At 69.6% G+C, this 12,526-nt stretch carries 13 protein-coding genes; 4 read left to right on the forward strand and 9 right to left on the reverse strand.

Annotated elements, in window-relative coordinates; all coding sequences use genetic code 11:
- Together groL and U3653_RS00010 are read right to left on the reverse strand one after the other, a co-directional pair.
- Positions 1-1,555 (reverse strand): chaperonin GroEL (groL, locus tag U3653_RS00005; RefSeq protein WP_324722325.1); only part of this gene is annotated, 1,555 nt, incomplete at its 3' end.
- A 212-nt stretch (positions 1,556-1,767) separates the two neighbouring features.
- A complete protein-coding gene (locus U3653_RS00010; RefSeq protein WP_244891767.1) occupies positions 1,768-1,986 on the reverse strand; it encodes a hypothetical protein in 219 nt (72 codons plus the stop codon).
- Between the two features lie 230 nt (positions 1,987-2,216).
- Between U3653_RS00010 and U3653_RS00015 the strand changes: the two genes are divergently transcribed.
- Together U3653_RS00015 and U3653_RS00020 are read left to right on the forward strand one after the other, a co-directional pair.
- On the forward strand, positions 2,217-4,304 hold the full coding sequence (locus U3653_RS00015; protein ID WP_195080735.1) for an NAD(+) synthase: 2,088 nt from the start codon (positions 2,217-2,219) through the stop codon (positions 4,302-4,304).
- Positions 4,305-4,362: 58 nt separating this feature from the next.
- Complete coding sequence (locus tag U3653_RS00020) at positions 4,363-5,037, forward strand: suppressor of fused domain protein (RefSeq protein WP_195080736.1); 675 nt, start codon at positions 4,363-4,365, stop codon at positions 5,035-5,037.
- A gap of 232 nt (positions 5,038-5,269) precedes the next feature.
- Here U3653_RS00020 and U3653_RS00025 read toward each other — a convergent pair whose 3' ends face one another.
- The 6 genes from U3653_RS00025 to U3653_RS00050 all read right to left on the reverse strand — a co-directional run bounded on the left by U3653_RS00025 (position 5,270) and on the right by U3653_RS00050 (position 10,308).
- Positions 5,270-5,995, reverse strand: a complete 726-nt coding sequence (locus tag U3653_RS00025) for a Clp protease N-terminal domain-containing protein (RefSeq protein WP_195080738.1) — start codon at positions 5,993-5,995, stop codon at positions 5,270-5,272.
- A 55-nt stretch (positions 5,996-6,050) separates the two neighbouring features.
- On the reverse strand, positions 6,051-7,139 hold the full coding sequence (locus U3653_RS00030; RefSeq protein WP_195080739.1) for an NAD(P)/FAD-dependent oxidoreductase: 1,089 nt from the start codon (positions 7,137-7,139) through the stop codon (positions 6,051-6,053).
- Positions 7,140-7,220: 81 nt separating this feature from the next.
- On the reverse strand, positions 7,221-8,150 hold the full coding sequence (locus U3653_RS00035) for an RNA polymerase sigma-70 factor (RefSeq protein ID WP_195080740.1): 930 nt from the start codon (positions 8,148-8,150) through the stop codon (positions 7,221-7,223).
- Between the two features lie 124 nt (positions 8,151-8,274).
- Complete coding sequence (locus tag U3653_RS00040) at positions 8,275-9,204, reverse strand: CDP-alcohol phosphatidyltransferase family protein (protein ID WP_195080741.1); 930 nt, start codon at positions 9,202-9,204, stop codon at positions 8,275-8,277.
- Positions 9,204-9,932 (reverse strand): phosphatidylserine decarboxylase, encoded by a 729-nt coding sequence (locus tag U3653_RS00045; RefSeq protein WP_195080742.1) that lies wholly within the window; start codon positions 9,930-9,932, stop codon positions 9,204-9,206. The genes U3653_RS00040 and U3653_RS00045 overlap by 1 nt, the downstream gene beginning before the upstream one ends.
- Before the next feature lie 103 nt (positions 9,933-10,035).
- Positions 10,036-10,308, reverse strand: coding sequence for a GlsB/YeaQ/YmgE family stress response membrane protein (locus tag U3653_RS00050; protein ID WP_195080743.1), 273 nt, complete (start codon positions 10,306-10,308; stop codon positions 10,036-10,038).
- Positions 10,309-10,529: 221 nt separating this feature from the next.
- Here U3653_RS00050 and U3653_RS00055 point away from each other — a divergent pair, with 221 nt between their 5' ends.
- A complete protein-coding gene (locus U3653_RS00055) occupies positions 10,530-11,558 on the forward strand; it encodes a beta-ketoacyl-ACP synthase III (RefSeq protein ID WP_039802496.1) in 1,029 nt (342 codons plus the stop codon).
- A gap of 54 nt (positions 11,559-11,612) precedes the next feature.
- Here U3653_RS00055 and U3653_RS00060 read toward each other — a convergent pair whose 3' ends face one another.
- The gene (locus U3653_RS00060) at positions 11,613-12,068 is read right to left on the reverse strand and encodes an SRPBCC family protein (protein WP_195080744.1); all 456 of its coding nucleotides are present in this window, start codon (positions 12,066-12,068) and stop codon (positions 11,613-11,615) included.
- A gap of 207 nt (positions 12,069-12,275) precedes the next feature.
- Between U3653_RS00060 and U3653_RS00065 the strand changes: the two genes are divergently transcribed.
- Positions 12,276-12,476 carry a hypothetical protein gene (locus tag U3653_RS00065; RefSeq protein WP_195080745.1) on the forward strand — a complete coding sequence of 67 codons (201 nt, stop codon included), beginning with the start codon at positions 12,276-12,278 and terminating at the stop codon, positions 12,474-12,476.
- The last annotated feature ends 50 nt before the right edge of the window (positions 12,477-12,526 follow it).

A 12,526-nucleotide genomic window follows, 5' to 3' on the forward strand; every position in this document is an offset into this window, starting at 1 on the left:
CGACGACGGCCTCCGTGGTCAGGAACAGAGCCGCGATCGAGGCCGCGTTCTGCAGCGCCGAACGGGTGACCTTGACCGGATCGGCGACACCGGCGGACAGCAGGTCCTCGTACTCGCCCGAGTCGGCGTTCAAGCCGTGACCCGCGGGCAGGTTGGCGACCTTCTCGGCGACCACGCCGGGCTCGAGGCCCGCGTTGAACGCGATCTGCTTCAACGGAGCCGACAGCGCGACCTTCACGATGTTCGCGCCGGTGGCCTCGTCACCGGTGAGCTTCAGCTCGTCCAGCGCCGGAGCCGACTGCAGCAGGGCCACGCCACCACCGGCGACGATGCCCTCCTCGACGGCCGCCTTCGCGTTGCGCACGGCGTCCTCGATGCGGTGCTTGCGCTCCTTGAGCTCCACCTCGGTGGCCGCGCCCGCCTTGATCACCGCGACACCGCCGGCCAGCTTGGCCAGACGCTCCTGCAGCTTCTCGCGGTCGTAGTCCGAGTCGGAGTTCTCGATCTCGGTACGGATCTGCGCGACCCGGCCCTTGATGGCCTCCGCGTCGCCCGCGCCCTCGACGATGGTGGTCTCGTCCTTGGTGACGACGACCTTGCGCGCCTGGCCGAGCAGCTCGATGCCGGCGTTCTCCAGCGAGAGGCCGACCTCTTCGCTGATGACCTCGCCACCGGTCAGGATGGCGATGTCGGCCAGCTGCGCCTTGCGGCGGTCACCGAAGCCGGGGGCCTTCACGGCGACCGACTTGAAGGTGCCGCGGATCTTGTTGACCACCAGGGTGGACAGGGCCTCGCCCTCGACGTCCTCGGCGATGATCAGCAGCGGCTTGCCGGCCTGGATGACCTTCTCCAGCAGCGGCAGCAGGTCCTTGACGGTGGAGACCTTCGAGCCGACCAGCAGGATGTACGGGTCCTCGAGGACCGCTTCCTGACGCTCCGGGTCGGTGACGAAGTAACCGGAGATGTAGCCCTTGTCGAAGCGCATGCCCTCGGTGAGCTCCAGCTGGAGACCGAAGGTGTTGCTCTCCTCGACGGTGATGACGCCTTCCTTGCCGACCTTGTCCATGGCCTCGGCGATCAGCTCACCGATGGACGCGTCGCCCGCCGAGATACCGGCGGTGGCGGCGATCTGCTCCTTGGTCTCGACCTCCTTGGCGGTGGCGAGCAGCTTGGCGGTGACGGCCTCGACGGCCTTCTCGATGCCGCGCTTCAGGCCGAGCGGGTTCGCGCCGGCCGCGACGTTGCGCAGACCCTCGCGCACCAGCGCCTGGGCGAGCACGGTCGCCGTGGTGGTGCCGTCGCCCGCGACGTCGTCGGTCTTCTTGGCGACTTCCTTGACCAGCTCGGCGCCGATCTTCTCGTACGGGTCCTCCAGCTCGATCTCCTTGGCGATGGACACACCATCGTTGGTGATCGTGGGGGCGCCCCACTTCTTCTCCAGGACAACGTTGCGACCCTTGGGGCCCAGCGTCACCTTGACCGCGTCGGCGAGGCTGTTCAGACCCCGCTCGAGGCCGCGGCGGGCCTCTTCGTCATACGCAATTGTCTTGGCCATGGCGTTGTTGAGATCCTCCATGTGTATGGCTGACACACAGGACGACCGCTGGTTGGGTCGCCCCAGTTACGCTGGCCAGGTTCGGTGCCCGCGACGGACGACCGAGGGTGTCTACGGAACCCGGTCTCACCGTCCCGACCTGGCACTCACAGGTCGAGAGTGCCAAAAGCATTTTTAGCACTCAGGGGTGTCGAGTGCAAGGTCCGCGAGTCCTAATGGCGGTCGTCGAAGCGGAACAGCAGCGCGATGATCGCGTCGTTGCGGCGTTCCTCCTGGGTGCGCGGCTCGCCGTCCTCGGTGACGAGCTCGGCGTCGCGCAGCAGCAGCTCCGCCTCCACCCGCATGATGGCGCGAATGAACGGAGGGGCGACCTCGGGCGGCAGATCGCCGTTCACCACGGTGCCGCCGTCCGGCTGGGACTCGGTGGACACATACGGAAGAGCGCGCAGTAGATCTGCGCGCCGTTCCCCCGCTATTAGGTCGGAATCCGTGTCATCCGCCATTGCTATAGCTTAGCCGTCGGCGGTTCACTTCTCCGGCCGGACGATTCGCACCGCCCGGCGGGAACGACATAAGCGCAGGTCATCGCACCTCTCCCTGGCGTTCGATGGTCTCGGAACCGCACCGAGGCGGCCGTGACGGCGTAGATTCCGGGTGAACCATGATCAACTCATCCCGGAAGGGGACGCGGGTGGACGACCTGCCGTTCGATTCGCTCTACCGGCACGGCTTCGCCCGGGTGGCGGTCGCGGTGCCCCGGCTCCGGGTGGCCGACCCCGCCTACAACGTGGAGCAGACCGTGGAGCTGGCCACGCAGGCCGCTGCGGCCGGGGCGGTGCTGACGGTGTTCCCCGAACTGGGTCTGTCCTCCTACACCGCCGACGACCTGTTCCACCAGGACGCGCTGGACGCCGCGGTGGAGGCGGCGCTGGCCAGGCTGGTCGCGGCGAGCACCGACATCGACACGGTGCTGATCGTGGGCGCGCCGGTGCGGTCCCACCACCGGTTGTTCAACTGCGCGATCGCGATCTGCCGTGGCATCGTGCTGGGGGTCGCCCCGAAGAGCTACCTGCCCAACTACCGGGAGTTCTACGAGAAGCGCCAGTTCGCGGCGGCGCGCGAGACGGTGGACGACCACGTCGTCGTCGCGGGGCACCGGGCGCCGTTCGGATCCGATCTGCTGTTTCGCGCGAGCAATCTGCACGACTTCGTCTTCCACCTGGAGATCTGCGAGGACGGCTGGGTTCCGCTGCCGCCGAGCGGGTTCGCCGCGCTGGCCGGTGCCACCGTGCTGATCAACCTGTCCGCGAGCAATATCGTGATCGGCAAGGCGGACTACCGGCGGTCGCTGTGCACCTCGCATTCGGCGCGCTATCTCGCGGCGTACCTGTATTCCGCCGCGGGGACCGGCGAGTCGACCACCGACCTCGCCTGGGACGGGCAGGCGCTGATCTGCGAGAACGGCGACCTGCTCGCGGAGGGCGAGCGGTTCGGCGATCATCCCCAGCTGGTCACCGCCGACCTGGATCTGCGCCGCCTCGCCGCGGACCGGCTGCGCACCACCAGCTTCGCCGACAACGTGCACGACCACCGCGACCGGCTGGCCGCGATGCGGCACATCGACGTGCGGCTGCCGGTCCCCGAGCACCCCGTCGCGCTGGAGCGCGAGATCCAGCGCTTCCCCTACGTCCCCGCCGACCCGGCGCTGCGCAACGAGCGGTGCGCCGAGGTGCACCACATCCAGGTGGAGGGCTTGAGCACCCGATTGCGCGCCACCGGCACGCAGCGCGTGGTGATCGGGGTGTCCGGCGGCTTGGATTCCACCCAGGCGCTGATCGTGGCGGTCAAGACGATGGACCGGCTCGGGCTGCCGCGCTCCAACGTGCTCGCCTACACCATGCCCGGCTTCGCGACCAGCACCAGGACCAGAACCGACGCGCACCGCTTGATGGCCGCCCTCGGCGTCACGGCCCGGGAGATCGACATCACCCCTTCGGCCACGCAGATGCTGCGCGACCTCGGCCATCCGGCCGCCGACGGCGCGCCGGTGTACGACATCACCTACGAGAACGTGCAAGCGGGCGAGCGCACCTCGCATCTGTTCCGGCTGGCCAATATGCACGGCGCGCTGGTGGTCGGCACCGGCGACCTCAGCGAGCTGGCGCTCGGCTGGTGCACGTTCGGCGTCGGCGACCACATGGCGCACTACAGCGTGAACGCGTCGGTGCCGAAGACGCTGATCAAGTACCTGATCGCCTGGGCGGTGGACACCGAGCAGTTCGGCGCGGAGGCGAACGAGGCGCTGTCGTCGATCCTGCGCACCGAGATCTCGCCCGAACTGATCCCGAACGCGGACTCCTCCGCGCCCGCCCAGAGTTCCGAGGCCACGGTCGGCCCGTACGAATTGCAGGACTTCCACCTCTATTACCTGTTGCGCTTCGGCTACCTGCCCAGCCGCATCGCCTACCTGGCCAGGCACGCCTGGTCCGATCCCGCCACCGGCCGCTGGCCCGATCTGGTCCCCGCCGACCAGCGCAACGCCTACGACCTCGCCACGATCAAGCACTGGCTGGGCGAGTTCCTGCGCCGGTTCGTGCAGACCAGCCAGTTCAAGCGCTCGACGCTGCCGAACGCGCCGAAGGTCGGCTCCGGCGGTTCGCTCTCGCCGCGCGGCGACTGGCGCGCGCCGAGCGACGCGTCCGCGGCGGCCTGGCTGGACGAGCTCGCCCGCAACGTGCCGGACGCCTGACCGTAGCGGCGTCAGAGCCCCGGACAGGGCCGGACACACCCCTGCCTATGGTGACTGCGTGAGTGAGAAACCCGGCTGGGATGCCATCGACGATGCGTTGCGGCCGCTGTACGGCGACATCGAACCCTTTCACTGGGCCTCCGACCATCCGTGGTCGCTGGGCGGGTCCGACCCTCTCGACGGGATCAGCGCCTACTCCCGCACCGACTCGGTGCCGCACTGGCACTACATCAGCTACGGGATGACCGAGTTGTACGAGAAGGAGTGGGACAACCCGGCGGAGTCCGGCTGGGGCTTCGAGTTCACTTTCCGCCTGACGCGCAGGCCCGAGGACACCGAACCGCCCGTGTGGCCCGCGAACTTCATGCAGAACCTCGCTCGCTATGTCTTCCAGTCCGGCAAGTGGTTCGAACCGGGCCACACCATCAAGACGAACGGACCGATCGCGGCGGACCACGCCGACTGCACCAATCAGGCGGTCTGCTTCACGGCCGACCCGGAACTCGGCGTCATCGACAGCCCGCACGGCCGCGTGCTGTTCTTGCAGATCGTCGGGTTGACCATGCGGGAGTACCGCGCGGCGCAGGGCGGACGCGCCCTGGCACTGCTGGCCGAGCTGGAACCGCGACTACCCCTGTACGTCACCGACATCCACCGCGAGCCGTTGGTTCCCGAACCGAAGCCGCAGGCCCGCTGGCCCCGATGGGGCGGAGGACTGGCCGGACGAGCGTGATCAGGCCGCTCGGGCCGCACGGTGTGCGACCGGAGCGGCCCGGCGTGGCCCACGGATGCGGGCGCGCCGCGCCCGGCGATGGCGCGCCCGCGCGGGTGGGCGCCACGCACCCCGTTGACGACGTTGCGGATGCCGTGCGCGGCGTTCGCTCGCCGGGCCGCGCCGATCACCAGCAACGGCGCGGCGATGGCGAGCGCGGTCCGCGCACGGAGCTTCCCGTCGCCCACGGGTATCAGGACTTCTCGGGCGTGATGGACGCGAGCAGTTCGCCCAGATGCGTTTCGGCACTGGCCTTGTCGACGCCGAGATCGCTGAGCAGACCGGCGCCGTTCTCCTGTTCCAGCAGCGCCAGCAGGATGTGCTCGGTGCCGATGTAGTTGTGTCCCAGCCGAAGCGCCTCGCGGAAGGTGAGCTCCAAAACCTTCTTGGCCTCCGCGCCGAACGGCACCAGCGCGGGGACATCCCCCTCGCTCGGCGGCAGCGACGCGGTGGCGGCGGCGGAGATGACGTCGACGGAAACGCCTTGGTTGAGCAGTTCCTGCACCGCGAGACCTTGCGGTTCGGTGAGCAGCCCCAGCACCACGTGCCCGACGGCGATCTCCCGGTTGCCTGCGGTGCGCGCGGCCTCCTGCGCCGCCATCACGACCGCGCGCGCCCGCGGGGTGAAACGGGCGAAGCCCGCGTTCGGGTCCATGGCGGCCGCCGCGTCCGGCTCGGGCACTTTGGGCACGAACCGCTTCTGCGCGGCCTGTTTGGTGACGCCCATGCTGGCGCCGATGTCGGTCCAGGAGGCGCCGGAGCGGCGGGCCTGGTCCACGAAGTGGCCGATCAGGTGATCGGCCACTTCGCCGAGGTGGTTGGCCGCGACGACGGCGTCGGACAGTTGCTCGAGCACGTTGTCGGGCCGGGCCTTCTTGATGCCTTCGATCAGGTCGTCGAGGCGGAATTGGGAAGTCATGCGTCAACCATAGGTTGACGAAAACGGTGCGTCAACCGTTGGTTGACGATTCGATTCAGGGGCGCGCCGCCCAGGCCGCGCCGCGCACGATGCGCTCCTTCACCCACGCGGCCGTGCGCCCGGTCAGCACCGTCCGAGCCGGTGCGTCGTCGGCGTGCACGGCTTGGACGACCCCGTCGTTGCGGCCCAGGCTGATGCATTGGAGCACATAGCGGAACCGCAGCTCACCCGGCTCGCGACCGCGCATCCTGGCGACGGCGGCGTCCGCAGCGTGCTTGCCGGTCGGCAGCGCGGTGGCACAGGCCATGCGCAGCTCGCGCCCGCCCGGCCCCGCGACCACGGCGGCGTCGCCCGCGGCGAAGATCTCCGGGTGCGACACCGAACGCAAGGTGGCGTCGGTCAGCACGCGGCCGTCGGGATCCACCGCCAGCCCGGAGCGGGCGGCGAGGTGGGGCACGCGGAAGCCCGTGGTCCACACCGTCGCCGCGGCCTCGACCAGAGTGCCGTCGGCCGAGCGCGGCCCCTCGGGCGTCACTTCGATCACCTTGGCGCCGGAGCGGATCTCGACCCCGAGACGCTGCAGCGTCCGCCTGATGTGCGCCTGCGCCCGCGCCGACAGCCACGCGCCCGGCTCCTCCGACCCGAGCAGCAGCACCCCGGAGTCCGGATGCGATTCGGCCAGTTCCGCCGCCAGCTCGATGCCGGTCGCCCCGGCGCCGACGATCGCCACCGGCCCGCCCGCGAAGGCCAGGCCGCGCACGTCTTCTCGGGTGGCGACCGAGTAGGCGTGTTCGGCGACGCCGGGCACGCTCTCCCGATCGGCGACGCTGCCCAGCGCGTAGATCAAGGTGTCGTACTCGAGCGCGGGCGCCGCGTCGAGCACCACCCGCCGCGCGCCCGTATCGATCTCCGTCGCCATGGCGCGCACGAAGCCGATGCCCTTGTTCTCCAGGGTTTCCCGCAGATCCCATGCCGCGATCCGCTGCCCGGCCGCCTGCTGATGCAGTCGCACCCGCTCGACGAACGAGGCGTGCGCGTCCACCACGGTGATCCGCGCGTCACGCGCCGTGCGAGCGAGCCTGCGGGCCGCCGCCAGTCCCGCGTATCCCGCGCCGAGAACGACGATCCGATGCTGTCCGGTCATGTCGAGGCTCCTTTCGATCGGCCATCAACCCTCAGACCGGACAGGCCCCCGATTCCTGACAGATCGGCACCGTGAAGCGTGTCACAGCGGAGGCTGGACGCGGTCCGGCAAGGTGCCCACCGCGCCCTCCGCGCCGCTCGCGCCGGCGAGATAGGCCAGCTTGTCGGGGTTCACGATCAACCGCAGCGCGGTGACCACGCCGTCGACCACGTCCATCCCGACGACCACCAGCGGCGCGCCATCCACCCGTGCGACCGCGGCGGGCGCGCCGTTGATCTCCTCCACCACAAGCCGCATGCCCGGCACCTCCCAGCGCAGCAGGCCCGCGAGGTACCGCGCCACCTGATTCGCGCCGTGGATCGGGCGGCGCGCCGCGGTGACCTTGCCGCCGCCGTCGGCCGTCGCGCTGACGTCGGCGGCGAGCATCCGCTCCAGCGCCGCCACGTCGCCATCGCGCGCCGCCTTCAGGAATCGTTCGACCAGCTCGCGGGCGTGCTCGGGCGTGGCGCCGAAGCGGGTGCGGTCCTCGCGCACGCGCAGGCCGGCCCGGCGGAAGATCTGCTGCGAGTTCGTCTCGGTGATGTCGAGCATGTCGGCGATCTCGCGGTGCGCGTAGCCGAAGGCTTCGCGCAGCACGAACACGGCGCGCTCGATCGGGGTCAGCCGCTCCAGCGCGGTCAGCAGCGCGAGGGAGACCTGTTCGCGCTCCTCGACGGTCTCCAGCGGGCCGAGTTCGCCGCGCGCGGTCGGCACCGGCTCGGGCAGCCACGGGCCGACGTAGCTCTCCCGCCGGGCACGCGCCGAAACCAGCCAGCCGCGGCAGAGATTCACCAGCGCGGTGGTCAGCCACGCCTCGGCGGAACGGATATCGCGACGATCGGCGCCGTCCCAGCGCAGATAGGTCTCCTGCACCGCGTCCTCGGCTTCACCAGCCGAGCCGAGCATCCGATAGGCGAGCGCGAACAATCGCGGGCGATGCCCCTCGAACTCCCGCAACGCGGACGGCTCCATCTGACACCCTCCTCCACCCCGGCCGACGGATACGACCGTACCGCTCCGCGCGGAGCGGGTGAGAGTGCCGGTGCGCCGCCCCGGCGACAGGGCAAGGAAGCCGAGCCGGGGCTCGCCGCCGCCGCTAGAACTCGGCGCCCGGCGGGCGATTCCCGTTCTGGCGTTGCTTCGCCCCAGGTCGGCGCAGCCGCAGCCGCGCGGAACCGCGGATCGCCGGGCGCGGGATGGCGGGGCGGCGGATGGCGGGCAGCCGCCGGTCCGCGCGTCGTTGGGCGCGCCGCTCGGCCGGTTTGTGCGTCCAGGTTTCCGGCCGCGCGGCCACCCAGCGCTGGGAATGCCAGGCGAACGGGATGTGGCCCAGATACAACGCGACCAGCACCAGCAGCAGCACGATCGGATACGTGACCAGCGCGGCCGCGGCGAGCGCGACCAGCACCAGCAGCCCGGCCGCGGCCTGCGGCGCCACCGACACCGATTTCATGGCCAGCGTCGGGATGGTGCTGACGCACAGCGCGGCCGCGAACACCGTCCACGCGGCCACTTCGTAGAAGCCGACCCACCAGCCGTCGCCGAACTGCACGTACAGCGCCACCGGCACGACCGCGATGAGCGCGCCCGCGGGGGCGGGCACACCGACGAAGTACTCACGCGCCCAGTCCGGCCGGGTGTCGTCGTCCATCAGGGTGTTGAACCGGGCCAGGCGCAGCACGATGCTGACCGCGAACAGCAGCGCGACGATCCAGCCGACGCTGTTGCTGCTGAGCAGGGTCACGTACAGCACGAGCGCGGGAGCGACGCCGAAGGAGATGGCGTCCGACAGCGAGTCCAGCTCGGCGCCCATCTTCGTGGTCGCGTCCAGCATCCTGGCCAGCCTGCCGTCCAGGGTGTCCAGCACCGCCGCCGCGCCGATCATGGCCAGCGCGATACCGAGTTTGCCGTCGAGGCCGAACTTCACCGCCGACAGCCCGGCGCACAGCGCCAGGATGGTGACGATGCTCGGCAGCAGGCGGACGCTGCGCCGCCTGCGCCGCTGCGTGGATACCGCCGCTTCCATCACGCGTCGGCGGATGTGCCGAGCACGGCGAGCACGGTCTCACCGCCGATGGTGCGCTGGCCGGGCTGCACGAGCAGTTCGGTGCCCGGAGGGAAGTAGGTGTCGACCCGCGAACCGAAGCGGATCAGGCCGTAGGTGTCCGCGATGGTCAGCACGTCGCCGACCTGGGCGTCGCAGACGATGCGGCGCGCGAGCAGCCCGGCGATCTGCACCACCACGAGCTGGTCGCCCTCCGGCGTCTCCAGCACCATGCTGTTGCGCTCGTTCACCGAACTCGCCTCGGGCAGGTCGGCGGAGCGGAACTGACCGGGCTGGTGCAGCACCGAGCGCACGACGGCGGAGACCGGTGTGCGCTGCACGTGCACGTCGAGCACGGACAGGAAGATGCTGACCCGAGGCAGCGGCGCGTCGCCGAGACCGAGTTCCGCGGGCGGAGCGGCGGTGTCGACCAAGGCGATCTCGCCGTCGGCGGGGGCGACCACGACACCAGGACGATTCGGCGGCACGCGATGCGGATGACGGAAGAAGGTCGCGCAGGCTGCCGCGGCGAACAGTCCGGTGCGCCGCACCCATTTGCGCTTGCCGCCGACTACGGCGACCGCGAGGGGTGCGGCGACGAACGGAAGCCCGGCGGGATGCAACGGAGGGATCGCGTTGCGGACCAGGTCGGCGACGTGGCCGACTCCGGTGCGTTCAGGCGTGCCGGGCGGGGTGGGACGGCGGGCCACAGGCTCCTCTTTCGTGCTCGATGCAGACGGTTTGCGCCCTCTCAACGATAGGCCGGGCGCAAGCGTTCACACCTTACGGGAAAGGAGCCTGTGGCACGCGGTGTCAGGACCTGACTCGGGCGCCCGTGACCAGTCGAACCAGGAACAGCAGGATCACCGCGCCACCCAGGCAGGTGAAGAAGCTGAACCACAGGCCGCCGCCCTCGACGTCGACTCCCAGCAGCTTCAACAGGAACCCACCGAGCAGGCCGCCGATCACGCCGACGACGATATTGAGCAGGATGCCCTGTTGGGCGTCCGTCTTCATGATCTTGCTCGCGATCCATCCGGCAAGACCGCCGATGATGATCCATCCGATAATCCCGAGACCGAGCATGGTGTCCTCGCATTCAGTTGGGCCACGCCTTCGTGCAGCAGTGGCGTCGCTGAGTCGAGATACCCACGGATTGTCGGAATACGCGCGGCAGATGAGCGACTTTCAAGCTAATATGAGGAAGCCTCATGTCTATTCGCCAATGGGCAGTGGCTGATGAGGGACCGATTTCGATGCTTCGGGGCACCCCCGGCGGCGCCGCCGCAGGTACATAGGAGACGCAGATGGCTGCTCGAATCGCCCAGACCACCGGCGCTGAGCACACGGCGATCCTCGGGCTCGGCGTTTACCGCCCTGCTCGCGTGGTCACCAACGACGAGGTGGCCGGTCCGATCAACTCCAGTGACGAGTGGATCAGGACCAGGTCGGGAATCAGGACCCGGCGGTTCGCCGACGAATCGGAGACGATCCAGAGCATGAGCGTCGCCGCCGCGCGCGGCGCGCTGGAATCCTCCGGCATCGCGGTCGACCAAGTCGATTGCGTGATAGTTGCTACATCCACCCACCTGTTGCTGACCCCGGCCGCCGCCCCGCGCATCGCCACCGAACTGGGCATGAACGGCGCGGCCGCCTTCGACGTCTCCGCCGGTTGCGCCGGATTCTGCCACTCGATCGCGCTGGCGTCGGACCTGGTCCGGGCAGGCACCGCAGCGCACGTGCTGGTGATCGGCGTGGAAAAACTGACGAACACGGTCAACCCGAAGGACCGTTCCACCGCCTTCCTGTTCGCCGACGGCGCGGGCGCGGTGATCGTCGGCCCCTCCGACGAGCCGGGCATCGGCCCCACCGTGTGGGGCTCCGACGGCACCCAGCACCACGCCATCCGGCAGGACAAGGACTGGATGGAGTTCTTCCACGAGATCGATGAGAAGGGCTTGGACGCGGTGCGGCCCTACCTGGCGATGGAGGGCACCGCGGTGTTCCGGTGGGCCGCGCACTCGCTGGAGAAGGTGTGCCGCGACGCCATCGACCGCGCCGGACTGTCCCCCGAGGACCTGGACGCGATGATCCCGCACCAGGCCAACGGCCGGATCATCGAGATCATGGCCCGAGTGCTGAAGCTGCCTGAGCACTGCGCGCTCGCCAACGACATCGAGGAGGCGGGCAACACCTCGGCCGCCTCGATCCCGCTGGCCATGGAGGCGCTGCTGCGCAAGGGCGAGTCCAAGCCGGGCGACACGGCGCTGCTGATCGCGTTCGGCGCGGGCCTGTCCTACGCGGCTCAGGTCGTGAACCTGCCGAACTGGAAGTGACGCTCGCCGCGGCCGGGCCACGACCTCTCGTGGACCCGCCGCGGCGACCCGCGCTCAGGCGCCGGCTTCGACCGCCGTCTTGATCTTGCCCAGCGTTTCGTTCATGCCGCGCACCAGCAGTTCCTCGAACGGGGCCTCGCCGCCGAGCGCGGCATCGATCGCCCTGCGAGAGAGCCAGGTGGTGCCGTTGGGCACGTCGCGCCGCTCGATCAGCCGCGTGCCGGACTCGGTGGGCTCGAGGGTGTAGCTCCACACCGTCCGGTTCTCGTTGACCCGGAAGGCGAACGCCTGGTTCGGCTCGACTCGCACGATGCGGGCGGTGGTCGGCCAGAACTTCTTGCCCTCGCGATTGAAGTTGATCGTCCAGGTGCCCGCTTTGAACGAGCCGAGCGCCACCATCCGCACGCACTGCGGGCTGAACTCCGGCATCCGCTTCAGATCGGAGACCACCGCCCACACGCGCTCCGGGGGCGCGGAGATGTCGATACTGGCTTCGAGATTCTTCGGCAACGCTGCCTCCGGGATATCAGCGACGGACCGACGGGCGTCCGTCCGAACGCGGTGGAACGAGTCGCTGACATTTTAAGCGCCCGACAGTTGCGTCACGTTTTCGCCACTCGCGCACCCCCCGGTGTAATGCTCGGCGCACAATAACAGATACATGAAGCACAGACACCGCCTCCAACATTTCGGCGTACCAACGTGAGGTGATCGGCCGTGAAACTGCGCTCCCTGCTCCATCGTCGACCGGCGAACCCGGTTCCGCTGCTCCCCGCCATCGAGCCGGAGGACGGGCGAAAAGCGCACGGCGCGTCGGTATTTCCGCCACAGAGCGTTCGCGGGGCCGTGCAGGAGGAGCGCCTGGAGCGGCTGCTGACTCCCCGTGAACTCGATCTCGTCTTGCATCATCGGCTCTGAGCCCTGGGCGAACGCCCACGACAGACCGCGCCGCGAGGCTCCATACTCGT

Origin of the sequence: Nocardia implantans (assembly GCF_035544775.1) — a bacterium.
GTDB classification, from domain to species: Bacteria; Actinomycetota; Actinomycetes; order Mycobacteriales; family Mycobacteriaceae; genus Nocardia; species Nocardia implantans.